The 24,181-nt window shown below is 66.2% G+C and carries 22 protein-coding genes and 1 tRNA gene; 15 read left to right on the forward strand and 8 right to left on the reverse strand.

The genetic code is table 11. The features are described from left to right. Both ABIA65_RS10830 and ABIA65_RS10835 read left to right on the forward strand, forming a co-directional pair. Entirely contained in the window at nucleotides 1–582 is a 582-nt protein-coding gene (locus ABIA65_RS10830) for a sigma-70 family RNA polymerase sigma factor (RefSeq protein ID WP_241403314.1), read from the forward strand. Next, on the forward strand, nucleotides 579–1,298 hold the full coding sequence (locus ABIA65_RS10835) for an anti-sigma factor (RefSeq protein ID WP_354523494.1): 720 nt from the start codon (nucleotides 579–581) through the stop codon (nucleotides 1,296–1,298). The genes ABIA65_RS10830 and ABIA65_RS10835 overlap by 4 nt, the downstream gene beginning before the upstream one ends. Nucleotides 1,299–1,303: 5 nt before the next feature. On the opposite strand, the gene ABIA65_RS10840 is transcribed toward ABIA65_RS10835, so the two are convergent. Further along, a complete protein-coding gene (locus ABIA65_RS10840) occupies nucleotides 1,304–2,404 on the reverse strand; it encodes a glutamate--cysteine ligase (protein WP_354523495.1) in 1,101 nt (366 codons plus the stop codon). 156 nt (nucleotides 2,405–2,560) lie between these two features. Here ABIA65_RS10840 and ABIA65_RS10845 point away from each other — a divergent pair, with 156 nt between their 5' ends. After that, nucleotides 2,561–3,382 (forward strand): LLM class F420-dependent oxidoreductase, encoded by an 822-nt coding sequence (locus ABIA65_RS10845; protein WP_354523496.1) that lies wholly within the window; start codon nucleotides 2,561–2,563, stop codon nucleotides 3,380–3,382. A gap of 65 nt (nucleotides 3,383–3,447) precedes the next feature. Continuing rightward, nucleotides 3,448–3,523 (forward strand) — tRNA-Arg (locus ABIA65_RS10850). Nucleotides 3,524–3,636: 113 nt separating this feature from the next. Here ABIA65_RS10850 and ABIA65_RS10855 read toward each other — a convergent pair. Then, the gene (locus tag ABIA65_RS10855) at nucleotides 3,637–4,353 is read right to left on the reverse strand and encodes an NUDIX hydrolase (protein WP_241403310.1); all 717 of its coding nucleotides are present in this window, start codon (nucleotides 4,351–4,353) and stop codon (nucleotides 3,637–3,639) included. A gap of 179 nt (nucleotides 4,354–4,532) precedes the next feature. Between ABIA65_RS10855 and ABIA65_RS10860 the strand changes: the two genes are divergently transcribed. Both ABIA65_RS10860 and ABIA65_RS10865 read left to right on the forward strand, forming a co-directional pair. Beyond that, entirely contained in the window at nucleotides 4,533–5,996 is a 1,464-nt protein-coding gene (locus ABIA65_RS10860) for a glycoside hydrolase family 183 protein (RefSeq protein ID WP_354523497.1), read from the forward strand. 16 nt (nucleotides 5,997–6,012) lie between these two features. Beyond that, nucleotides 6,013–6,444, forward strand: coding sequence for a hypothetical protein (locus ABIA65_RS10865; protein ID WP_354523759.1), 432 nt, complete (start codon nucleotides 6,013–6,015; stop codon nucleotides 6,442–6,444). Nucleotides 6,445–6,492: 48 nt separating this feature from the next. Here ABIA65_RS10865 and ABIA65_RS10870 read toward each other — a convergent pair whose 3' ends face one another. Continuing rightward, nucleotides 6,493–8,301 carry an LVIVD repeat-containing protein gene (locus ABIA65_RS10870; RefSeq protein WP_354523499.1) on the reverse strand — a complete coding sequence of 603 codons (1,809 nt, stop codon included), beginning with the start codon at nucleotides 8,299–8,301 and terminating at the stop codon, nucleotides 6,493–6,495. Then, nucleotides 8,298–9,749, reverse strand: a complete 1,452-nt coding sequence (locus ABIA65_RS10875; protein WP_354523760.1) for a multicopper oxidase family protein — start codon at nucleotides 9,747–9,749, stop codon at nucleotides 8,298–8,300. Before ABIA65_RS10875 ends, ABIA65_RS10870 begins: the two co-directional genes overlap by 4 nt. A gap of 214 nt (nucleotides 9,750–9,963) precedes the next feature. Here ABIA65_RS10875 and ABIA65_RS10880 point away from each other — a divergent pair, with 214 nt between their 5' ends. Genes ABIA65_RS10880 through ABIA65_RS10895 form a run of 4 tightly spaced genes read left to right on the forward strand, consistent with a single transcriptional unit; the run spans nucleotide 9,964 to nucleotide 15,241 of the window. Continuing rightward, nucleotides 9,964–11,112, forward strand: a complete 1,149-nt coding sequence (locus tag ABIA65_RS10880; protein ID WP_354523761.1) for a sensor histidine kinase — start codon at nucleotides 9,964–9,966, stop codon at nucleotides 11,110–11,112. Further along, entirely contained in the window at nucleotides 11,109–11,756 is a 648-nt protein-coding gene (locus ABIA65_RS10885) for a response regulator transcription factor (RefSeq protein ID WP_241403307.1), read from the forward strand. Before ABIA65_RS10880 ends, ABIA65_RS10885 begins: the two co-directional genes overlap by 4 nt. A gap of 53 nt (nucleotides 11,757–11,809) precedes the next feature. Continuing rightward, nucleotides 11,810–14,347, forward strand: coding sequence for a DEAD/DEAH box helicase (locus ABIA65_RS10890; RefSeq protein ID WP_354523500.1), 2,538 nt, complete (start codon nucleotides 11,810–11,812; stop codon nucleotides 14,345–14,347). A gap of 33 nt (nucleotides 14,348–14,380) precedes the next feature. Beyond that, the gene (locus ABIA65_RS10895) at nucleotides 14,381–15,241 is read left to right on the forward strand and encodes a cyclopropane mycolic acid synthase family methyltransferase (RefSeq protein ID WP_354523501.1); all 861 of its coding nucleotides are present in this window, start codon (nucleotides 14,381–14,383) and stop codon (nucleotides 15,239–15,241) included. Nucleotides 15,242–15,246: 5 nt separating this feature from the next. Here ABIA65_RS10895 and ABIA65_RS10900 read toward each other — a convergent pair whose 3' ends face one another. Continuing rightward, nucleotides 15,247–15,600 (reverse strand): nuclear transport factor 2 family protein, encoded by a 354-nt coding sequence (locus tag ABIA65_RS10900; RefSeq protein WP_354523502.1) that lies wholly within the window; start codon nucleotides 15,598–15,600, stop codon nucleotides 15,247–15,249. Nucleotides 15,601–15,934: 334 nt separating this feature from the next. Between ABIA65_RS10900 and ABIA65_RS10905 the strand changes: the two genes are divergently transcribed. Beyond that, nucleotides 15,935–17,497, forward strand: coding sequence for a helix-turn-helix domain-containing protein (locus tag ABIA65_RS10905; RefSeq protein WP_354523503.1), 1,563 nt, complete (start codon nucleotides 15,935–15,937; stop codon nucleotides 17,495–17,497). On the opposite strand, the gene ABIA65_RS10910 is transcribed toward ABIA65_RS10905, so the two are convergent. Both ABIA65_RS10910 and ABIA65_RS10915 read right to left on the reverse strand, forming a co-directional pair. Next, nucleotides 17,494–18,621, reverse strand: a complete 1,128-nt coding sequence (locus ABIA65_RS10910) for an oxidoreductase (protein WP_354523504.1) — start codon at nucleotides 18,619–18,621, stop codon at nucleotides 17,494–17,496. The genes ABIA65_RS10905 and ABIA65_RS10910 overlap by 4 nt on opposite strands. A 4-nt stretch (nucleotides 18,622–18,625) precedes the next feature. Then, nucleotides 18,626–19,267, reverse strand: coding sequence for a DUF1989 domain-containing protein (locus ABIA65_RS10915; RefSeq protein ID WP_354523505.1), 642 nt, complete (start codon nucleotides 19,265–19,267; stop codon nucleotides 18,626–18,628). 153 nt (nucleotides 19,268–19,420) lie between these two features. Between ABIA65_RS10915 and ABIA65_RS10920 the strand changes: the two genes are divergently transcribed. From ABIA65_RS10920 to ABIA65_RS10935, 4 genes are all read left to right on the forward strand, one after another. Continuing rightward, nucleotides 19,421–20,020 carry a flavin reductase family protein gene (locus tag ABIA65_RS10920; RefSeq protein WP_241403300.1) on the forward strand — a complete coding sequence of 200 codons (600 nt, stop codon included), beginning with the start codon at nucleotides 19,421–19,423 and terminating at the stop codon, nucleotides 20,018–20,020. A gap of 24 nt (nucleotides 20,021–20,044) precedes the next feature. After that, nucleotides 20,045–21,394: an MFS transporter gene (locus ABIA65_RS10925; RefSeq protein WP_241403299.1), complete on the forward strand. Its 1,350-nt coding sequence runs from the start codon at nucleotides 20,045–20,047 to the stop codon at nucleotides 21,392–21,394. After that, entirely contained in the window at nucleotides 21,391–22,485 is a 1,095-nt protein-coding gene (locus ABIA65_RS10930; protein ID WP_354523506.1) for an amidase family protein, read from the forward strand. The genes ABIA65_RS10925 and ABIA65_RS10930 overlap by 4 nt, the downstream gene beginning before the upstream one ends. A 61-nt stretch (nucleotides 22,486–22,546) precedes the next feature. After that, entirely contained in the window at nucleotides 22,547–22,696 is a 150-nt protein-coding gene (locus ABIA65_RS10935; RefSeq protein WP_354523507.1) for a hypothetical protein, read from the forward strand. Between the two features lie 28 nt (nucleotides 22,697–22,724). Here the strand turns inward: ABIA65_RS10935 and ABIA65_RS10940 are convergent, their stop codons facing one another. Then, on the reverse strand, nucleotides 22,725–24,107 hold the full coding sequence (locus ABIA65_RS10940) for an MFS transporter (RefSeq protein ID WP_354523508.1): 1,383 nt from the start codon (nucleotides 24,105–24,107) through the stop codon (nucleotides 22,725–22,727). Between the last annotated feature and the right edge of the window lie 74 nt (nucleotides 24,108–24,181).

A 24,181-nucleotide genomic window follows, 5' to 3' on the forward strand; every position in this document is an offset into this window, starting at 1 on the left:
GTGACTTTGCTTGGCTTCGCCGCTAGGCTACCGATTGTGACGGCTGACCTCGACGCATTGCTGCGCCGGGTGGCACAACGCGACGTCGAGGCATTCGCCGCCTTCTACGACAACACCCGCGCCCGGGTGTTCGGCCTGGTTACCCGCGTGCTGCGGGACCCCGGCTACAGCGAGGAGACCACCCAGGACGTCTACCTGCAGGTATGGAATAACGCCTCGGGATACGACCCCACCGCCGGCTCGCCGCTCGCGTGGCTGATGACACTCGCCCACCGTCGTGCCGTTGACCGCGTGCGCTCCGAGCAGGCGGCCAGCCAACGTGATTCCCGCTACGGTGCCGCAACCGTGGACGTGCCTGCCGATCAGGTGGCCGAGGCCGTGATCCACCTCGACGAGCGCCGGCAGGTCACCGCGTGCCTGGACTCGCTGACCGATGTGCAGCGGGAGTGCATCCAGCTCGCGTATTACGAGGGCCTGACCTACGTCCAGGTGTCCAACCGCTTGGCGGCAAACCTTGCGACAATCAAGTCACGGATGAGAGATGCGATCCGGGGACTGCGCACTTGTTTGGGGGTGCCGTGACCGAGCCGACACATCAAGACCTCATGACGCGGGCCACCCCCTACGCCCTGCACGCCGTATCAGCCGCCGAGCAGGCCGAGATCGAACAGCTGCTGTCCGATTCGCCGCCACTCATCGCGCGCGCCTTCTCCGAGGAGGTGCGCGCGGTCCGCGAGACGATGGCGGTGGTGTCGGCGGCCACCGCGGTGGAGCCTCCCGGGCATCTGCGCAGCCAGCTGCTCGCGGCGATCGCGAGCACCCCCGCGGTGACACCCGCCACGACCGCACCACCTTCGAGGTGGCGCACCGTCGCGCTCGCCGCGGCAGCAGCCCTTGTCGTCGGCCTTGGCGCGGTCGGTGTGGGCATCGCCCTGCGTCCCGCGCCCACGGTGTCGACGGCCGAGCAGATCTTCGCGGCCCCAGATGTGCGGACCGTGTCGGGTGCCATCCCCACCGGCGGCACGGCGACGGTCGTGTTCTCGCGCGACCGCAATGCCGGCGTGCTGGTGATGAACAATGTCGAACCGCCAGCGACGGGCTCGGTCTATCAGATGTGGCTCGTCGGCGCCGACGGCGCGCGCTCGGCGGGCACCATGGATCAGGCGGCGGTCGCACCGTCGACCACCGCGGTGCTGCCCGATCTCGGCGACTCCACCGCGCTCGCGTTCACGGTCGAACCCGGTACCGGATCAACGCAGCCCACCAGCCCGGTGTTCGCCGAACTGCCGTTGGCCTGAGTGGGTCACACGCCCTCCAGCGTCGCGGCGGCGGCCGCCTCAACGACATCTGCGACGTCCCGATTCCTGCGATACGCCCGACGCTGACGGGAGGCGCCGTTCCCGGTGGCCACGACGCGGGCCACCTCGGCTCGAACGAACTCCAGGTCGCCAACGGTCTGCAGCGCCGGACTCAACCGATCGACGAAAGCGTCGAGCAGTTCCCCCGTGGGCCGCACGGCGTGCGTGTCGGCCAGGTCGACTGAGTCGCCATCGATGCCGTCCCGGGCCGCCTTCCAATACGCGGCGCGCAGAGCGTGTGCGGTCAACGGCGGCGTGGGCTCACCCCGCCGCTCGTCGTCGAGTGCGGTCATCACAGCGGCCCGGACCAGGCTGGCCAGGAGCACCGACTCGGCGACCGTCGCGGGCACGTCGGCAACACGCACCTCGATGGTCGGGAAGTTGGCCGACGGCCGAACGTCCCAATAGACCATGCCGTCATCGAGCATCGCGCCCGCGTCCTGCATCATCTGTACCGTCGCGTCGAAGTCGGTGATCGAGTCGAAGTGCGGCGGGGGCCCGGCACTGGGCCACCGCGCCCACAGCACGCTGCGCCAGCTCGCATACCCGGTGTCGGCGTTGCGGTAGATCGCCGAGTTCGCGGTCAGCGCCAGCAACAGAGGCAGCCAGGGACGCAGCCGGTTACCGACCTGGACCGCCACCTCGCGACTGGGTACGGCGACATGGACATGGCAGCCACAGATCCCCTGCTCATGGGCGATCATGCCGAACTTCTCCCCGATCTCGCGGTAGCGCGGGGTGTCGGTGAGGGGGAAGTCCTGCGGCAGCGTCGGCGGTAACCCCACGGCAAGCATTCGGGCACCTGCGTCCTGTGCCGACTCCGCCGCGATCCGGCGTAACCGGCTCAGCTCCTCACGCAGCTCGGTGCGCGTCGTCGCCACGGACGACGTCGTCTCGACCTGACAGCTGGTCAGCTCGAGTTGCAGCTCGACCCCGCGCGTGGCGGCACGCTCGGCAGTCGCGCGGTTGAGTGCGACAGGGTCGCCCGTGTCGGGTTCGACGAGCAGGAACTCCTCCTCGACGCCGAATGTCGGAATGTCGGTCATGGCCGGAAAATCGATCCGACCCGCCGGGTACTCACAGCGGGTCGGATCATGGTGTTGGCTCCTTGCTGGAGATCAGTGCTCTCAGCTCGGCAGCATTAATGCCCCGGTGTACTCGAGTTCAAACATCCCGGGCGGCCTGGCATCTAGCCTCGTGTGATGGCCAAGGAGTTTCGGTTCGGGTTCGGGTTGCACGCCGCCAGTCGACTGTCCGCGGTTCAGGACTGGGCCAGGCGCGCAGAGGACATGGGATACGACGTTCTGCACGTGCCCGATCATCTCGGCGCCCCTGCACCGTTTCCGACAATGATGGTCGCGGCGGCCGCCACCGAGACGCTGCACGTCGGGACATTCGTGCTCAATGCCGGCTTCTACAAGCCGGCACTGTTGGCCCGTGACGTCACCGCGCTGACCGACCTCAGCGCGGGACGGCTCGAACTCGGGCTGGGCGCCGGATACGTCCGCGAGGAGTTCGAGGCCGCCGAGATCCCGTATCCGACCGCGGGCCAACGCGTCGCCCACCTCGGCCGCATCGTCGACTACCTGGGCCAGCACACTCCCGAGGTGCCGATCCTCATCGCAGGCAATGGCGACAAGCTGCTGACCATCGCCGCCCAGCGCGCACAGATCATCGGGCTGACCGGTGGTGACCCTGCCGGCGATGGCGGCGACCCGCTCGCCGAACGCGTCTCCTTCGTGCGGAACGCGGCCGGTGACCGGTTCGACTCGCTGGAACTGAACATCGCGATCACGGCGATGCCGATCGACGACTCGGGCGTTCCCGACCTGTCCATCACGCGGCGGTTCCTGCCGGAGCTGTCCGACGAGCAGCTGCTGCGCACGCCAGGGGTGCTGTCGGGGTCGGTCAAGGACATCGCCGAAACCATCCGCGGTTACCGGGACACCTACGGCGTCACCTACATCATCGTGCAGCAGCCGCACGCCGAGGCTTTCGCGAAGGTGATCGCCGAGCTGCGCTGAGGTCGGAAACACCAGGCACCGGAAACACGGAGGTGGCCGGACTTCGGTAAGCTGCCATCCGGTCCGCCCCCGTAGCTCAGGGGATAGAGCACGGCTCTCCTAAAGCCGGTGTCGCATGTTCGAATCATGCCGGGGGCACCAAGCTCGAATTCTTGCGTCGGCGTGATGGCTGGCCGCATGCGCACGAGACTGCTGCCAGATCGTGAATGTGGACCGATTGGCGATCTGACTGCAGTCTCGACGGGCGTGGACGCCTACCTCCAGGCGAACACCGGCTGCTCGAGTTCGTCGACCGGATCATGGCGCCCCTCCAGGCACAGCCAGCGCAGTTGCAGCAGCACGGCACCCGTCGGCGCGTGGATGAGGTCGTTTCCCAACGGGATCTGCACGACGGGCCGCGGGCTCTCCGGAATGCTGACGAACCGCGGCGAATCCTCGCGTTGCAGCTGGTGCAGGCCCACCCGGTACGCCGCCACCACCTCGTCGGGTGCCGGGCGGGGATCAAGCCGTCCGCCGCCCCAGATGACCACCGGGGTGATGACATATCCCGACCGCGTCGGGTAGTCGTCGAGCAGGCCGAGCACTTCCGACTCCGGCAACCTGATGCCGAGTTCCTCGTCGAGTTCGCGGAGGCCGGCCTCGATCACGGTCTCGCCCGGGTCCACGCGGCCGCCGGGCAGCGCCCACTGCGCGGCGTGGGATGTCAGGCGGGATGCCCTGCGGCACAGGAAGAAGGCGGCGCCACCCGACACGTCGATCATCCGCCCGTCGAGGCCCGACCCCATCGGACGCCCGTCGATCCAGTCGTCCACCGGCGCCGGGTCCACCCTGTCCTCACCGACCTCGGAGTCGACCAGGACCACCGCGACGGCCGCGTGCCGCTTCGACGGATCGGTCACGGCGCGGCGGTCATGGCCCGCCAGGTGCCCGCGGATCCGTTCGCGCAGCGCATCGTCATAGGTGATCGTCACCGCTCGACCATAGGCACACGCCTGCCCGCGGCTGATCGCCGGTGCGATCTAGCGGTCTCGACACGGTCACGGGTGTGTACCCATCACGCATCACAGGCCACAAAGGCCACATTGATCACTAGCGTCACTTCAGCCTACTGCCGACGTCATCGCCGCGTCCTGTCCCGAAAGGTTGTGACATGTCGTCGCGTCAGCGAATCACCTCGATGTCGATGGCATCGATGTCGATGGCCACCACGCTCGTCACCGGGCTATGCGTAGCGATCGGCATGGCCGCTCCAGCCTCCGCGGAGCCCTGCCAGGGCGCTTCAGCTGCAGCTCAGCCACTTCCCAATCAGGCCGTGCAGATTCCGAGCCCATCCGCGCTCGCCCCCTTCCAGCGCCCTATAGGGCACAAGCCCGTCGGCGCGAACGACGCAGCGCCCACTCCCAAGCTGGGCCAGCTGCCACTGGCCATCCTCAAGGCGCTCATACCGAAGTCCACGCCGGCCACGCAGGCCGAGCAGGTGCAACAGCAGGCGGCCGTCGTCCCAACCAATCCCGGCGGCGCGGCCAACCAACAGGCCCAACCGGCTCCTGCCCCAGTCCAGGCTGAGCCGGCGCCGGCAGCGCAACCGGTACCGTCCGCACCGCCCGGCACGGCGATCGTCGGCTGGGTGACCGGACCTGACAGCCCGAACGAGACCATCAAGCGCTTCGCAGTCACAGGGACCGACCTCGGGATCATGTGGGACAACGGCGATCCCGCCAACCGCCAGGTGCTCATGGCATTCGGCGACACGAACGGCTACTGCAGCATCCCCGGCAAGCAGTGGCGATACAACGCGCTGTTCCGCAGCCAGGACGGCTCACTGTCGAAGACGGTTGCGGTGCCGGATGGCGTTGTGGCCAACAAGTATTCGGGCTCACCGATCTGGCGGCCCGGCATCTCCAAGCAGATCATCAACAGCATCGGGCAGGCGCCGCAGGAGACAGGCATCATCCCGACGGCCGGGATCGCCGTTGGGCGAAACCAGTACCTCAACTTCATGTCGATCAGGAACTGGGATAGTCCGGGCTCCTGGTCGACGAACTTCTCGGCGACCGCGGTATCCCAGGACAACGGCGAGAACTGGGGCGTGTACCCCGGCACCATCCGCCCTCCTTCAGGAGGGAATGAGAACTTCCAGATGAGTGCGTTCCTCAAGCCAGGGCCGGGCGATCCCTATATCTACACGTTCGGCACCCCGAACGGACGCGGCGGTTCGGCGTTCGTGGCGCGAGTTGCTCCCAACGTCATCCCGGACCTCACCAAGTACGAGTACTGGAACGCCGACAACGGAGCCTGGGTCCCGGGTAACCCCGCGGCCGCCACGCCGGTGATCCCGGGCCCCGTTGGCGAGATGTCCGCCCAGTACAACACGTATCTCAAGCAGTACCTGGTGCTGTACTGCAACGGCGCCAGCAATGACGTCGTGATGAGGACGGCGCCGGCTCCGCAGGGCCCCTGGGGTCCCGAACAACGACTGGCCTCATCGGCGGAGATCCCGGGCGGCATCTACGCGCCGCTGCTGCACCCCTGGTCGACCGGCAAGGAGCTGTACTACAACCTGTCACTGTGGTCGGCCTACAACGTCATGCTGATGAAGACCGTGCTCCCATAGGGCATCAGAGGGAAACATCATGACCGACATCGCAATTCGGGCGGCTGCCGCGGCGACCTTTGTATGGCTGGGCATGGTGTTGGCCATCTCCTTCATCGAGGCCCCGCTGAAGTTTCGCGCGGAGGGTCTCGACTTGCGGGTGGGCCTGGCGATCGGACGCATCGTCTTCCGCGCCCTCAACCTCGTCGAGGTCGTGTGGGCGGTGGTCATCGCGATGTGTCTGATCATCGCAAGGCCATCCAACCTCGTTCTTGCCCTCGCGGCGGCAGCAGCCGTGGTGCTCGTGGTCCAGCTCCTGCTGGTGCGGCCCCGGCTCAATGCGCGCTCGACCCGCGTCCTGGCAGGTGAGGACGCACCCCGCTCACGCGCACACCACGCCTACATCGTGTGCGAGGTGCTCAAGGTGGTCACCCTGGCCGCCCTTGGGGGCGTGCTCCTTTCGGGATGAACATCCGACACCGCCGTCGACTGGCTGAGCCCCTCGCTGCTCAGCGGTTCATCGCGCACTGGTGCGGAACGGCTCGGTCGGGGTGCCGAGATTTGGCGTGCCCAGCACGGCATCCGACGACAGCGCATAGATCCCGTCGTTGGTGAACAGCCAGACGATGTTGCGGTCGTATTCGACGTACACACCGTGGGTCGGATTACTGCGCGCCCAATCTGCCGTCTCCGCACCGAATGTCGGCGGGGCGAAGTATCCGGCGATCGTCGGATTCCTCGGATCTGAGACGTCGAAGAACTGCGCTCCCGCGTTGTAGAAGTCATAGATCAAGAGCCCGTCCCTCGGGTCGCCGGGAGATGTGTAGTAACCGCTCCGCTTGGGACCGAAGCTGCCGCCACGCTGGCAGAAGTCGGTCACAGCCACCCCGTCCGGAGGCGTGGGTCGTGGAAGGCGGCCGACGATTCGCGGATGCTCGGGATCTGAGGCATCCACCGCGAAGATGTCCTTGTACGGCTCGTAGCAGTCCTCGGACAGGGGATATCCGCTCAGATAGACCATCCCCGTCTTCTCGAACTGGGAGACGTCGACATTGTCGGCCTCGGTGCCCGCCACCGACATCGGGACATCCAGATGGCTGACTTCACGCAGGTTTGTGGGGTCGGAGATGTCGATGATCGACATGCCGAAGCCTCCCATCGCTGCGAATCCGTACTTGCCGCCCTCTTCGATCGGGGTGGGGATGTACAGCGGGTTGCGTGATCCCATCCACGACGTCCGGTTGCCGCAGCGCGGATTGGACCGGTAGGCGTCCTCCTCACCGCGGACCATGCCCTCGCGATGCCACGTGTCCAGCAGCTTCGGCGCAGCCGGATCCGCCATGTCCCAGACCTGGAACCCATTCGCGTAGAGGTAGGTCGGGTACTCCTGCATTGACCAGTCATCGCTGGGTGCTACTGAGATGAACATGTAACGGCCGCCGTCCCAGTGTGGGACGTCGAGGGATCCCGACCCCTGCTGCGGCGCGCTGAGGTCCGGCTTGAGCGGATCCTTCTGGGTCGCATCGGTACTCACGGTCGCCAGCAGCTCCCAGTCCTTCTTCTGTGGGCCGTTCAGCCTATAGACCTTGAAACCCTTGAGCTGTGTGTCCGCGCGAGCCGCGGCAACGCCCTCGGGCGAGGCGTACTTGCTCTGCTCCGGCGTGTCGCCCATCCAGAAGGGAACCTGACGCCTCATCTCGAAGCTCTGGACCATGATGTAACCGTCGTGCTTCTCGCTCCACTGGATCGTGGAGGCGCCCCAGAAGTCATGGGCGTCCCAATCCTTGCTCTTGACGGCCTCGTTGTTCCCCTCGACCTCCGCCACGTCATCGCGTGTCAGCGACTCGACGACCTTCACGTTCTTGACGTCGGTGATGTCGTAGACGCGGGCTTCGCTGCGGTCGTACTGGAACATGTAGCGCCGACCATCGAAGTCCACGATGTTCTGCCAGGAGTGGAACGGATCCGGGGTGAACTGCTTGCCCGGATAGTGCGCCTCAACGGTCACGTTGTCGCTCTTGTACGAGTTCGGGTCGTAACCGTCGGTTTCGGGGAATAGGTCCTCCCCGCCGCGGGGGAACGGGTGCTGCTCCTCTTCATTGACATAGGTGAGCGACGGATGAAGAAATGACCCGTCGTTCTGCATTCCGTAGCTACCGCCGTCGGCCTTTGATGGGCGCCGGCCTTCGCACACGACTGGGACGTTGGGATCCTCAGACGCGGTGCCGACTCTGTCGCGGTCGGTTGCGACGCGCGTCGCCAGTGCCCCGGCCGTCCCGGATCCGAGGGCTACGACGACGACCACCAGCCCCGTAAGCAGTTTCAATGTCCACCGCCGGAGTGGTTGCCGCCCATCGGCATCGGTGCGGGTTGTTGGCCGGGGGCCAGAACCAGGAACTGGCCCATCATCCCCTGGTCCTCGTGGTGCAGCAGATGGCAGTGATACATGTACGGATTGACCGGATCGGCGTGCCCGGAGAAGCGCATCCCCACGTTGTAGGTGCGCCCGGGTTCGGTGTAGATGGTGTCCTTCCAGCCGGACAGCGCGGGCGGCGGAGTGCGTCCGTCGATGCTGATCACCTGGAATTGCACGTCGTGGACATGAAAGTTGTGCGGCCAGTTGTCTACATTGCGGATCGACCAGACCTCGGTGGTGTCGACCGGAACGACGAGATCGATACGGTTCATGTCCATGCGCTGGCCGTTGATCATGTACCACTGCAGTTCGAAGGACCGATTGGCCGGGGTGGCGGCGTCGACCAGCGGTGTGATGGTGGTGAGGGTTTCGGGTAATCCGGGTGACGCGCTCAGTGTCGATTCAGGGCGCAGGGTGAGGATGTCGAAGGTGTCGTCGAAGCCGAACGTCGCGGGGTCGGACAGGCCCTCGCGCGCTTCGATGGGCAGGGCACGCAGGGTGACAGTCTGCCCGGCGCTCAGCTCGAGGACGATCTCGGCGCGCTCCCCGGGGCTGAGTTGAATCCTCTTCAGCGACAAGGGTTTCTCGAGAAGTCCGCCGTCGGTGGCGATGAGGTCGAACGACGCGTCATCGGAGCGGGCGAGGTTGAACAGCCGACTCGAGGAACCGTTGAGGACACGCAGCCGCACGCGCTCGGTGCTCACAGACAGGTGCGCCCCAGCGATGCCGTTGGTGATGACGGTGTCACCGAGCAGCCCGTATTTACTGTCGTCGGCCTCGTCGAGGCCGCCGCCGGATGCGAATCGGCGATCGGCGATGACGAGCGGAATGTCGTCGACGCCGTAGCGCCGGGGCAGATCGAGACCGTCGGCGATATCGTCGTCGATCAGAAAGAGACCGGAAAGCCCACGGTAGACATGCTTTTCGGTGGATCCGTGCGGGTGGGGGTGATACCAGAGGGTCGCGGCGTGCTGCTCGACGGTCCAGTCCGGTTCCCATGTGGCACCGGGTTCGATGCTCTGATGGGGGCCACCGTCGTACCGTGCCGGTACCCGCATTCCGTGCCAGTGCACGCTGGTGGTCTCGGGCAGGTTGTTGGTGATCGTGAACGCCACCCGTTCGCCCCGGCGTGCCCGTAGCGTCGGCCCCAGGATGGAGCCGTTGTACCCCCAGGTCGCGGTGGATCGCCCGGGCAGCATCTCAGTGACTCCCGGTTGGGCTGCGAGCTCGAACCGGCGCACGCCATCCACGCCGACCCGGCCTGCGGACAACGGCGGGATCGGCAGCGGGCGGGTCGTCACCGGCGTGGAACTGGCCTGGCCGCGCACGCATGCCGCGCCCGATAGCGCCAACGGCATGGCGGCGGCTGCGACGAGCAGTCGTCGTCTCGAGATCACTGGGGCTCCTTGCGATAGGTGGCTCCAGTCTCATCAGTGGCCACACCGGGAAACTCATTCCAGAGGCCGCACCTGCGCGCCCAACCCAGACCCCTAGCGTCTTGTGCGACAACAAGTGGTGTGCTAACCGGAAATGTTCGACCGCTGGGTCTCTACCGTGGGTACGGTGATCGACATGCGCTCGCCGCGTGACCTGTGGAAATTCACGCGGTTCCTGCCCCTGCTGCTGACACCGGCCCTGCTGCTGGCCAGCACCTTTCCGGGCGAGTACAAGGTGCCCGGCACCTACTGGATGCTGGCAATGACGGCCTGCGCACTTTTCGTGGTCGGAGATCGCTGGCCGCTGCCGGTGTCGTTGGCGATCTCCGCGCTGGCCCTACCCATGTTTCTCACCGAAGCGTGGGGCCCCTCGGACCTGGTGCCGTTCCTTGGGGCGATCGCCCTCGTCGAGGTCATCGTGCGCTGCGGTCGGTTGGCGACGGTGGTGGCGACGGGATGCTGGACGATCGCCGTGGTCGCCGGCCACTGGGGTGGACACGCACCGACCTTCTGGCAGCCTGCCGCGCTGGTGGAGGCCAGTGCCTACGTGGGCCTTCCGCTTCTGCTCGGCCTGTTCCTGCGCGGGCAACGCGACCTGACCGCCAGCCTGGCGCTGCGGGCCGAAGAGGCCGAGACCCGGACACGAGCCGATGAGCGGGCCGCCCTGGCACGGGAGCTACACGATCTCGTGGCACACCACATCGCGTCGATAGTGTTGCGGGTCAAGGTCGCCCAGCGCGCGCAGATCAGTGACGACCCCCGCGTGCGCGCGGTGTTCGACGACGTGCACGACACGGCGGCAAGCGCACTGGCCGACATCAGACGACTCCTGTCGGTCCTGCGTGATCCGGACCTCGGTGAGGTCGCGCTGGTCGAGCCGGCTGCGGTGGCCAAGGAGATCCGCGCGGCCGTGGCACGTGTGCGCTCCGCCGGGTTCGAGGTGGAGGACCACGTCGACGACGAGTTCGATGGGCTCGACGCCATCGGCCGGTTGACCCTGCTGCGCCTGGTTCAGGAATCGCTGACCAACGTCATGAAGCACGCCGACCGCGAGCTGCCCGTACGAGTCGCCGTCCAGAAGGCGGATTCGGTTGTGCGACTGCGGATCAGCAGTGGCGGACGGAGTCGGCTCACCGCAGGCGGGCACGGCGTCATCGGGATGCGCGAACGCGCGCAGTTGGCCGGCGGCACTCTCACCGTCGGCGTGGTAGACCTCGGCGCCGGTGGCTGGCAGGTCGACGCCGAACTCCCCGCCGTGGCCACTCTCTCGGCGAGCACCTCGTGACCACTGTTCTGCTGGTCGACGATCAGCGGCTGGTACGTGCCGGCCTGCGGATGCTGCTGGAGTCCACCCCCGACCTGACCGTCGTCGGAGAAGCCGCCGACGGCGTCGAGGCGGTGCGGCTGGCCGCCGAGCACACCCCGGACCTGATCCTCATGGACCTGCGCATGCCCGGTATGGACGGGGCGACGGCCACCGCGCACATCATGGCCAGTCACCCCACCACGAAGGTCCTGGTACTCACCACCTTTGACGACGACGAACACCTCTACCCGGCACTGGCCGCAGGCGCGTCGGGCTACCTCGTCAAGGACACCGACCCCGACGACCTGCTGACCGCCATCCGTCGCACCAACGACGGCGACCTGCTGTTCTCCCCCGCACTGATGCGCCGCCTCGTCGACCGCGCCCTCACCGCCGCTCCCGGACCGGCCGCCACCGCCATGACAACCCCACTCACAGCGCGGGAACGAGACGTCCTGGCGCTCGTCGCCGAGGGCTACGGCAATCAAGAGATCGCCGACCGCCTCCATCTCGGCGTGACCACGGTCAAGAAACACATCGCCAATCTGATGGACAAGACCGGTAGCGACAACCGAGTGCGGTTGGCGATCTATGCCGTTCGCACGCTGCCGCCGCATCAATAACGAGGCTCCCCATTACCGCGGGATGCTGCCCATCAGGCACGCTGGTCCTCAACATGACCCCCCAACCCCTGCTCGACGATCCAGCTGACCTGTCCGCCCTGCGCGCAAAGGCCGCTGATCCCGACGAACTGTTCGCCACCTTCGCCGCATGGGCGGAGGCGAGCGGCACTGTGCTGTACCCGGCGCAGGAGGAGGCGCTGATCGAGCTGGTCAGCGGCAGCAACGTCGTCCTGGCGACACCGACCGGCTCGGGCAAGTCACTGGTGGCCACCGGCGCGCTGTACGCGGCACTGGCCGCAGAACGGCGCAGCTACTACACCGCCCCGATCAAGGCCCTGGTCAGCGAGAAGTTCTTCGCGCTGTGCGACGTGTTCGGCGCAGCGAATGTCGGCATGCTCACCGGCGACGCCTCGGTCAACGCGGCGGCGCCGATCATCGCGTGCACCGCCGAGGTGCTGGCCAACATCGCCCTGCGTGAGGGCGCCGAGGCCGATATCGGCCTCGTTGTCATGGATGAGTTCCACTTCTACGGCGATCCTGACCGCGGCTGGGCCTGGCAGGTGCCGCTGCTGGAACTGCCCAACGCCCAGTTCCTGCTGATGTCGGCGACGCTGGGCGACGTCACCTTCCTGCGCGAGGACCTCACCCGGCGCACCGGCCGGACGACGGCGCTCGTCGCCAACGCGCAGCGCCCGGTTCCGCTGCACCACTACTACGCGACCACGGCGATGCACGAGACGATCGCCGACCTGCTCGAGACGAAGCAGGCACCGATCTACGTCGTGCACTTCACCCAGGCCTCGGCGCTGGAGCGGGCGCAGGCCCTGATGAGCGTCAACGTCAGCACCAAGGACGAGAAGGCCGCGATCGCCGAGCACATCGGCGCCTTCCGCTTCTCCACGGCGTTCGGCTCAACGCTGTCGCGGCTGGTCCGCCACGGCATCGGCGTTCACCACGCCGGCATGCTGCCCAAGTACCGGCGGCTGGTGGAACAACTGGCCCAGGCCGGGCTGCTCAAGGTCATCTGCGGCACCGACACCCTCGGCGTCGGCATCAACGTGCCGATCCGGACCGTCGTGTTCTCGGCGCTGTCGAAGTACGACGGCACCCGCACCCGGCTGCTCAACGCCCGCGAGTTCCACCAGATCGCCGGGCGGGCCGGCCGGGCCGGCTACGACACCGCGGGCACCGTGGTCGTGCAGGCGCCCGACCACGAGGTGGAGAACCTCAAGCAGTTCGCGAAGGTCGCCGATGACCCGAAGAAGCGGCGAAAGCTGGTGCGCCGCAAGGTACCCGAGGGCATGGTGCCGTGGAGCGAGGCGACCATGACCCGCCTTATCGAGGCCTCCCCCGAGCCGCTGACCAGCAACATGCGGGTCAGCACCGCCATGATTCTCGATGTCGTCGACCGCCCCGGCGACCCGTTCATCGCGATGCGCCGTCTCCTCACCGAGAACCACGAACCACGCAAACGTCAGCTGCGCCTGATCCGCGAGGCCGTCGGTATCGCCCGCTCACTACTGCAGGCCGGCGTCCTCGAGCGGCTCGAGGAACCCGACGCCGACGGGAGGCGCTACCGACTGACCATCGATCTGCCACCCGACTTCGCGCTCAACCAGCCACTGTCGACGTTCGCCCTCGCCGCGGTCGACGTGCTGGATGCCACGTCGGAAACCCATGCGCTGGACGTGGTCTCGGTCATCGAGGCGACGCTCGAGGACCCCCGGCAGATCCTGTCCGCGCAGCTGAACAAGGCCAGGGGTGAGGCCGTCGCTCAGATGAAGGCCGAGGGCATCGAGTACGACGAGCGGATCGAACTGCTCGACGACATCACCTACCCCAAGCCGCTCGAGGAGCTGCTGGGCCACACCTTTGAGGTGTACCTGCGCAGCAATCCCTGGGCGGCGGACGCCCGGCTGTCACCGAAGTCCGTCGTGCGCGAGATGTGGGAGCGGGTGTTCACCTTCCGCGAGTACATCAGCACCTACGGGCTGACCCGCTCGGAGGGCGCGGTGCTGCGCTACCTGTCCGACGCCTTCAAGGCGTTGCGGTCGGGTGTGCCCGCCGCGGCGCGCACCGAGGACGTCACCGATATCGTCGAGTGGCTCGGTGAGCTTGTGCGCCAAGTTGACTCAAGCCTGCTCGACGAGTGGGAACAGCTGACCAGCCCCGACCAGCCGCACGACGTACCTGTGGCGGTGCCGGCCCGCCCGCGCCCGCTGACCGGTAACGAGCGAGCGTTCACCGCGATGGTTCGCAATGCGCTGTTCCGTCGGGTCGACCTGTTCGCCCGGCGGCGCTGGTATGACCTCGGCGAACTCGACGCCGCCTCCGGCTGGACGGCCGAGCGCTGGGAGGAGGTCGTGCGCGCGTACTTCGCCGAGCACGACGACGTGGGCACGGGTGCCGACGCCCGGGGGCCCGCGCTGCTGATCATCGACCGCCAGCCCGGCGTGTGGCGCGTCCGCCAGATCCTCGACGATCCGGCAGGCGATCACGACTGGGGCTTCGACGTCGAGGTGGATCTGGAGGCCAGCGACGAGGAGGGCACCGCCGTGATCCGCCTGGTCGACGCCGGCCGCCAGGACTAATGCGACGCCGCAGCGCGGCCTACCATCGGATGGATGGGTGTGCTGCGTCCGCACTACGAGACTCTGCAGTCGATCTATGACATCTCGGACGAGTTCTTCGAGCTGTTCCTGGGCCCCACCATGGCCTACACCTGCGCGTACTTCGAACGCGACGACATGACCCTCGACGAGGCCCAGAACGCGAAGTTCGATCTCGCACTGGGCAAGCTGAACCTCCAGCCGGACATGACGCTGCTGGACGTCGGGTGCGGCTGGGGCGGCGGAATGCAACGCGCGATCGAGACGCACGACATCAACGTGATCGGCCTGACCCTGAGCCGTTCACAGCGCGAATACGCCGCGGCCAAGCTGGCCGAGGTCCCGACGAACCGCACCGTCGAGGTGCGGTTACAGGGGTGGGAGGAGTTCGAGGGTCACGTCGATCGGATCGTCTGCATCGGCGCGCTCGAACACTTCGGCCACGAGCGGTATGACGCGTTCTTCGACATGGCCTACCACGCGTTACCCGCCGACGGATCGATGCTGCTGCACACGATTTGCGGGATAACCCAGGCCGATGCCGCGCGCTTGGGCATACCCATCACGCTCAGGGTGGCCCGGTTCGTCAAGTTCATCCTGACCGAGATCTTTCCCGGCGGGCGGCTGCCCACGGTCACGATGGTCGAGGACCGCGCTAGCCATGCCGGGTTCCGGGTGAGCCGCGTGCAGTCGTTACAACCGCACTACGCGAAGACGCTCGACCACTGGGCGGCCGCGTTGGAGGCGCATCGAGACGCCGCCATCGCGGCCCAGTCCCAGGAGGTCTACGACCGCTACATGAAGTACCTGACAGGCTGCGCGGACCTGTTCCGCGGCGGGTACCTCGATGTCTGTCAGTTCACCCTGGAGAAGTAGGGGCCTTACCCGGGAACGCGGTCGAGAAAGCCGAGGACCCGCTCGAATCGTCCGTCTGCATCGGTGACGACGACGTCGAAACCGATGACAACCGGTTCGACACCGGCCGCGCCGAGACCCCACTGGAAGCGCGCCTGGTTGTGGTGGGCGTCGACGTCGCCGACTGGTGTGAAGACGAAGCCGGGGAACTGCTGGCGGACCGCTCCGATGGTGGCGTTCAGCGCCTCGCGTCCGGTCACCTCGGCCATTGGGTCGACGTAGGTCGCGGTCTCAGTCCAGTGCTGGTCAATCAGGGCGCGGCGCGCGTCGGTGTCGTCCTCATTCCAGCAGGCCAGATAGTTGGTGACCAGGTCGCTCATGATGGAATTCCTCTCGTGCGTTGGCTTTTCAGCTTGACGAGGACGAGTCTGGTCGCAGCGAGGTCACCGTGTCGATTCCCTCAGAGGTAATGCGTCGCTGTTGGTCGGGGGCCGGTCCGGGTCCCGCCCAACGTGACGCCACTGCGAAGAACCGGCGAGCTTCTCGCAGTGACGTCACGTTCGGCGGGGTGGGGCTGGTCGGTGCTTCGACCGGGCCGGTGGACATCGTGGGAGTTCCTCGCTGCAAGGTTCCGCTCAGCCAAACACCGCCAATCCAGGCCAGCGAGTGTATAAACATCCATTAGCAAATGATCTGATTGGACGTAAGCACACGGTGCTGAGCTTGGATGCGCTGCTGCGGGATTCCGCGCTGGAGTTGACGTTGCTCGTTCCCGGTCCCGGCGACGCGGTCCGGCGTGAGGCGTTGTGGTTGCACAACACCGAAATGCCGGATCCCGCGCCGTACATCCGGGCGACCGAACTGGTACTCACCAATGGATTGTGGCGGGACAGCGTCACGGCCGAACAGTTCGTCGCTGCGCTGCAACGCGCGCAAGCCTCGGGTCTGATCTTCGGCCTCACCGAGCAGACCCCCGAGGCACCGGGTGATCTCGTCGAAGCGTGCGCGGCGGCAGCTCTGCCGCTTGCGGCGGTGTCGATCACCGTGCCGTTCACCGCGATCACCGAGGCGGCCGCACGGATTCAGGGAGAGGGGCGACAAGACGCGCTCACCGGCCTGGTCCGCCGCGGAAACGCCTTGGCGATGTCGATCTCTCGGGGCGGCGGTGCCGAGGGGGTACTCGAGGTATTGCGCCGCGACCACGATCTTCCGCTGCTGGTGGTGGACCGCCTAGGGAGACGGCTGGCCGGCACTGCAGGCGACAGCGGCGACGACGGCGTCAATCGTGCCGCGGCCGATGCGCTGGCGCGTAGGCCGCCCCCGCTCGAGGTTGACCTCCCTGGCATTGGCATTGCGTCGCTGTTCCTCATTGAAGGCGCAATGGGTGACGTCGATGCCGGTGTGTTCTGTCTGCGGCCACTGCGCGACCTCCTCACCGAGGAACGTGGCGCCATCGAGCAGGCAGCCAGGTTCCTTAGCCTGGAGGTCACCAAACAGCAAGCCCTGCAAGCGATCGAATCGCGGTTCTCCAGCGAGCTGCTGGAGATGATCCTGTCCGGAGCCAATCGGGCGGCCGAGGTGCCGGAGCGGTTGCGGGCCTTCGGCATTGATCCGACCGCGCAGCTGGCGGTTATCACGCTGGTCGTCGGCGAGTCTCGCATGCGTCCCAACGGCTCGACCGACGAGGTCGAAGGTTTCTTCACCCGGCGGGGTATTCCCGCCGTTGTGGTGGCGGGCAGTCAGGACACCGTGGTCGTGTTTCCGTGGAACAGCACCACCGCCGACCTCGTCGAGATAGCCCATCATCTGATCGACGCGGTGACGAATCGCTTCCCTCACGACCGCGCGGTAGTCGGGATCGGAGGCTTGGCTGCTACCTCGACGGAGCTGCGCGAGCCGCTGATCCGCTCGAGGGAGGTGTGCCAGGTTCTTCGCCGCCGTTCGACCGGCTCCCCCGTCGGTACCTTCGCCGACGTTGGAACGCATCGGATGCTGCTTGGTCTTCACGACCGGGACCTGTTGCGCCGCTTCGCCGATGGCATCCTTGGGCCGCTTCGCGCCCATGACACGCAGAACGGCACCGAACTGGAGCGCACCCTTCGCAGCTTCCTCGGCAACGACGGGCACTGGTCGACAACCGCGGGTGATCTCTTCGTCCACGTCAACACCCTGCGAAACCGCGTTGCACGGATCGGCGAGCTCACCGGTCGCGACGTCACCCGACTGGAGGATCGAGTGGACCTGTTCCTCGCGCTGGAAGCCGACGGAATGAGCTAGCGATACCCAGTAGAGGTGCGCGCGCGCCACGCACGCGCGTTGGAAATCGTCGCCATGGGCGAGAGCATCGCGTGGTCGAATGGGTCCTGTTCACCGCCGACGGCCAGCCGTGACGGCAGGTCGGGATTGGCCAGTGCGCCACGTCCGATCGACAGCAGATCGGCATGGTTCCCGTCGAGAACCGCGGCCGCCTGATTCAGATCGTGCATTCCGCCGTTGGCCATCACGGGTAACCCACTGACCTCGCGTGCCAACGCAGTCACTGTCCGCCCGTCGGAAAGGCGGGCGGTGTCGATGAAATCGCGTCCCTCGCTGGCGATGTGGAGGTAATCCGCGTCTGCCTCAGCCAGCGCGACGAAGATGGTCTCGGCGTCAGCTGCGCCACCCGGCCAGCGGTAGGTGAAGTCGTTAACCTTGGTCTGCGACAGCCGGACGCCGAGCAGAAAGCGGTCCCCAAGTTTCCCGCGGATGGCGGCGATGACACGGCCGGTCAATCGGATTCGGTTGGCGACGCTTCCGCCGAACTCGTCGTCACGGGTGTTGGTGTACACGGTGAGGAACTGGTCGAGCAGGTAGCCGTTCGCGGCATGGACCTCGACCCCGTCGAAACCGGCGGACTGCGCGCGAGCCGCCGCATCGACGAATCCCTGTACGACGGAGTCGATGTCGTCGCCTTGCATCGCCCGCGGGAGCGGCCAGGCGCCCGACCCGCCGTACTCGTCGAGCATCTCTCCGCGCGGTGCGACCGCCGACGGGCCGATCGTCCCCACACCGCGAGAGTTGCCCTGCGAGAGCGCACCGGCATGCATGAGTTGTGCGACGATCGGCACCCCCTCAGCGTGCACACCGTCCGTGACACCCCGCCAGCCCTCGACTTGAGCATCGGTCGCCAACCCGGGTTGGTTGCGGTAGCCCTGACTGTGGGCGGTGTCGGTGTAGGTGCCTTCGGTGATCACGACGCCGAACCCACCGCGCGCGAATTCGCGATAGTAGTCCGCCATTTCAGCTGTCGGCACACCGTCGGGCGTAGCGGACACGCGTGTCATGGGCGCGACGGCTAGCCGGTTCTTCAAATCGACCGCACCGATTCGTATCGACGCCAGCGCGGGATGAGTGGAATACATGGGATCAAACCTCCTCGGGAGAAATCGGGTTCGCCGCGGTGATCGCGATGGCAAGTTCGGTCGGGCGCACGCCGTTGATCGCGTTGAGATCCATGGGGCAGGCCGACACCACTATCGTGCAATCCATCGCCGCCTCGAACGTCACAGCATCCCCCGGCCTACTGACGGAAGCCAACCAGCTGAGATCGCCGGAGGCGTCGACCGGGATGTTCATGAAGACGTTAACCGGCTGGGGAACGATATCTGTGCTAACCCCCATCTGCGCCAACGCGTTCCGCAGATTCTCGGCGCATGAGGCATGCTGCTCGGCGCCCAGTGCGCGGTAACGCGCTGGGTCGCACGCTGCGATCAGCATGTCGTGGACACCCGGCGAGGTGTCGCCGACGAGCGTCAGGATCGGCCGCCGCCGGTTGGTCATGAACTGCTCACCGACCCGCGGGAACAGCCGCCCCGTCGAGGTCCTCGTATGCGAGGCGGACAGGTACTCGCCGGAATCGGCGGCCGAGAAGGCGAACACGTCACCGACCTGCCCGCCTTCGACGTCGATCACCCGCACGTGTGCGCCGCGCCGCACCCGCACGGCTCGCCCCGCGCCTGCGGGTACCGCTAGTCGGGACATTGCGTTTGTCAGCTCCATGACACCCATTCAAATGCCGGACCACCTGCCCTGCCATGGTGGTTGATCCAGTGGATCGACGGATGTGATGGATGTTCATCCATGCCCACAGTGCTGCGCGGCTCCATAGTGTCCGTGGTCACAGTCGCGCGAAGAACGCAGCGGCGCCACCTCAGGAGCACCATGGAAACCTCCGACATGGTCGTCGTCGACAGCAGCGACATCTCGCCCGCGAAGGCCTTCGGCCTGCTCAAGGCGAGTGTGGTGCCGAGGCCCATCGCATGGACATCGACCATCAGCCCGGTGGGCGTGAACAACCTGGCGCCGTTCAGCTTCTTCACCGTGGTTTCCTCCGCACCACCGATGGTGCTGCTGAGCCTGGAGCCTCACGAAGACGGTCGACGGAAAGACACGGCCGAGAATATCGACGCCACAGGTGAATTCGTCGTAAACATTGCCTCTGCGGAGCTGGCCGCCGAAGTGGAGGCGACCAGCACGCCCTTCGCCTCAGAAGTGGATGAGTTCGCCCTTGCCGGGCTGACCCCCGCGCCCTGCCGCCATGTCCGTGCCCCGCGCATTGCCGAGGCATCCATCAGCCTCGAATGCCACTTGCACAGCTCCCTCACACCCGGAAGTGACCAGCTGATCATCGGTGAGGTCGTGGCGTTTCACATCGCCTCAGGAGTCCTGGGCGCCGATGGCCGCATAGATGTCCAGCGGGTCAACCCCCTGGCACGCACCGCCGCGCATTTCGCCCGCATTGTCCCGCTCATCCACCCCTGACCCGACCCCACGATAGGAGTTGTCATGTCCCACCCCTCGTTGATCGATGACGGCCCGTTGACCACCTTCCATAAACGCCTCACCTTTTTCTCGGCCGGCGGTCCGTTCCTGGATGGCTTCGCGCTCACGATCATCGGCATCGCACTGGTGAGCATGAAACCGCAACTAGGACTTGATTCTGTCGACGTCGGGCTGATCGGCGCCGCCGCACTGCTCGGCATCTTCTTCGGCGGCCTCATCTTCGGCTACGTCACGGACCGGGTGGGGCGCAAAGTGATGTATGTCGCGGACCTGACCGTTCTTGTCGTCGTCTCGGTCATCTCCGCCTTCGCCACCGATGTGTGGCAACTCGTCGTCCTGCGTTTCCTGCTCGGAGTGGCGATCGGCGCGGACTACCCAATCGCGAGTTCTCTTCTGGCAGAATTCATCCCGAGCCGTTACCGCGGACGGCTACTGGGCTCTCTCTTCGTGGTGTGGGCCGGTGGCGCCGCCGCGGCCGCCGCTGTCGGCTGGATGCTGTCGTCCACCGGTCCTGATGCGTGGCGGTACATGCTGGCCAGTCCCGCGGTCTTCGGAGTCATCACTTTGCTGTTGCGAGCGGGCACCCCGGAGTCTCCTCGATGGCTGATCAGCAAGGGCCGAACAGCAGAGGCTCAAGAGGTCTGCCGAAAGGTATGGGGACCGGACGCCGACATCTCGCTCATCGAAGACGTGGCCGCGACGACCGAGTTCTCGGCAATCTTCAAGGGCATATACCTGCGGCGGGTGATCTTCGTCGGAGTCTTCTTCACCGCCCATGTCATACCGCTCTTCGCCGTCTATACGTTTGGACCCGACATCATCAGTGAAATCGGCATCGGCGGCCACAACGTATATGTTGTCGAACTGTTGATCAGCGCACTGTTTCTCGTCGGCGGGATACCCGGACTACTCCTGGTCGACAGAATCGGGCGCAAGCCCTTGCTCATCTGGACGTTCGCAGCGATGAGTGCCACGTTCGTCTTGATGGCTGCCAACCCGACCGCTCCCGCGATGCTGTTGTTCGCAGGCCTCGCGGTGTACGCGATCGTTTCCGGCTCGTGCAACTTCATCGAGATCATCTATCCGAACGAACTGTTTCCGACGGCTGTGCGCGCCACCGCGACCGGAACCGTGGTCGCGATCAGCCGTATCGGCTCGGCCATCAGCACGTTTGTCCTCCCGTTAATACTCACCGGTGCCGGGCTCGCCGGGGTGATGTGGCTGCTGGCGGCGGTGAACATCGTGGGACTCATCGTTACGCTGCTGCTCGGTGAGGAAACTCGCGGCCGTGCACTGTCGGAGACCTCCGCGCCGACGCAGGATGCCGCCACATCACAGGCGCTGCGACCATGACGACGGGTCCGTCCGTCTGCCGACTCAGCGCACGAGAACGCTGCGAAGATGCGCTCGCCAGCACGAAGCCGGCGGCCGGCCGGTCGACAATGATCACCGTCACCGAAGAGCGTGCGCGACGGGACGCCGCCGCCAGCGACGAACGCCGTCGCACCGTGGGGTTGCGCAGCCCGCTCGATGGCGTCCCGATCGTGTGGAAGGACCTGTTCGACGTCGAGGGCACCGTCACCACATGCGGGTCGTCGTCCCTGAGCAACCGGCCGCCCGCGGTAACCGACGGCACCCTGGTCCGGCGCGCGCACGAGCTGGGTCTGGTAACTGTCGGCAAAACCAATCTCAGTGAGTTCGCGTTCTCCGGACTCGGGATCAACCAGCATTTCGGCACGCCAGTCAACCCACTGGATCCCGCCCGGGTACCAGGCGGGTCCTCCTCCGGCGCCGCGGTCGCCGTCGCCGTCGGCATAGCGCCAGTGGCCGTTGGGACCGACACCTCGGGTTCGGTGCGGGTTCCGGCAGCGTTCTGCGGATGCGTCGGATTCCGAGCGAGTCATAACCGCTACGGGCGCAACGATTTCCGGGCCCTGTCCCCCACGCTAGACAGCGTGGGAGTGATCGCGCGAACGGTCAAGGACATTCGCGTGTTCGACCGTCTGATGGCGCGCGACGGCGACCCGGCACGGCCCGCAACGGTTCGCGCCGTGGTTCCGGTCGGCGAGTGGGTCGACGACTGCACCCCCGGTGTGCGGACCTCGTTCGCCGCAGCGGTCGAGCGACTGCGGGCCGACGGCGTGCCCATCGAGACAGCTGAGCTGCCGTCACTGGCGCACGCGCAGTCGCTCATCGACACGCATGGCACGATCGTCGGTGCCGATGCCTACGCCGCGTACGGCCACCTCCTGTCTGCACCGGCTGGTATCGAACCCGCCACCCGCCGACGACTCAGCCGCAATGCGGGCAGTCAGGCGGCGGCGGCCTCACTGAGGGCGGCGATGCCCGCACTGCGCCGGCAGTTCTCCGCCGACCTCGCCGGCGCGGTGCTGCTCTGCCCGACGGTCCGCCACGAGCCGCCACGAGCCGCCACGGATCGATGATCTGCTCGCCTCTGACGACCTGTATGACGCGTGGAATGCCAGCACACTGCGAACCACGATGATGCTGAGCTATCTGGGCGCCTGCGGCGTGACCCTGCCGCTGCGTGGCCCCAGCGGGCCCCTGTCTCAAGGACTCTTGGTGTCGGCGCCCGCCGGGTGGGACAGCGCGCTGCTGGCCTGGGCATCACGGTTCACCGAGGCTGTCGGATAGCAGGGTGTGCGGAAGTCGACGGGGCCGGTCATCGAGAAGGAGCAGGCACCGCCCAGGCGCTGCCCTGCTCGCGATCGAGTACTGTCTCCCCCTTGTTCTTCAGACCGAAGATGTAGACCAGCAGGCTCACGCCGATCACCACCGTGACGTAGATGATGAACAGGGTGATGTGGTCGGGCTTCGATGCCTGGTAGAGCATCGGCGCCGTACCCCCGAATACGGAGTTGGCCAGCGCGTAGCCCAATCCCACTCCCAGGGCACGGATTTCGGCCGGGAACAGCTCGGCCTTCACGATCGCGTTGACCGACGTGTAACCCGTGATGATGATGTAGCCGACGATCAGGAGCGCGAACGCCGTGATCGCTGAGGTGGTCTTGGGCAGGAAGGTGAGAAGGAAGTAGGTGTAGAGGACGCCTCCGACGCCGAAGAAGATCAGCAGAGGCTTGCGGCCAACCCGGTCGCTGATCATGCCGCCAACGGGCTGAAGCAGCATCAAGACGATCAGCCCTAGCAGGTTGACCCACGTTGCAGTCATCGCCCGGTCGGATCCGAAGGTGGACTTGACAATTGCGGGCGCATTGACGCTGTAGGTGTAGAACGCAATCGTGCCACCCGCAGTGATGAGGAAGACGAGCAGCAGTGGGCGCCAGTGCACGGTGAACAAAGACTTCAGGGATCCCGCGTCCCGGTCCTTGCCCTCGCGGATCGCCTCCAGGTGCGACTCGCTGAGCGACTCGTCCATCGAGCGGCGAATCCAGAGCACGACAAGGGCGGCGATGCCACCGATGAAGAAGCCGATCCGCCATCCCCAGGCCTTGAGGTCATCAGCATCCAGGAACTGAAGCGCGATGAGGAGGGTGAACTGCGCGAGAACGTGGCCGCCGATGAGGGTGACGTACTGGAAGGACGACAGGAAACCGCGCCGATTCGCGGTGGCCGCTTCCGACATATACGTCGCTGAGGTGCCGTACTCCCCGCCAGTGGCGAATCCCTGCACCAGCCGAGCGATCAGCAATATGACTGCCGCCCACCATCCGATGATCTCGCGGGTGGGCATTACTGCCACGACGAAGGAGCAGGTCGACATGATGGTGATGCTGAGCATCAGGGCGGCCTTGCGGCCGCGCCGGTCGGCGTAGCGGCCGAAGAACCAGGATCCGACCGGTCGCATGAGGAAGGTGACGGCGAAGATCGCCAAGATGTACACCGTTGCGTTCTCGTCGTTCTCATCGAAGAACTGCGCCTCGAAGTAGGAGGCGAACACGGTGTAGACGTAGACGTCGTACCACTCGACGAGGTTTCCCGCGGAGCCCTTGACGGTGTTGAGCACCGCCCGCCGGGTACTCGTCGGAGCGCGAGTCGGACCAGTCTGGGTGGACAGCTTGCTGGATGTCGGCGGACCATCACTCATTCGCCGAACGGTAGCTGATCGACTCCAGTGTTCGAGGCACTTAGAGCGCTTCTGAGTGCCCGAATCGAACGGTC

Origin of the sequence: Mycolicibacterium sp. 624, from assembly GCF_040548615.1 — a bacterium.
GTDB lineage: Bacteria > Actinomycetota > Actinomycetes > Mycobacteriales > Mycobacteriaceae > Mycobacterium.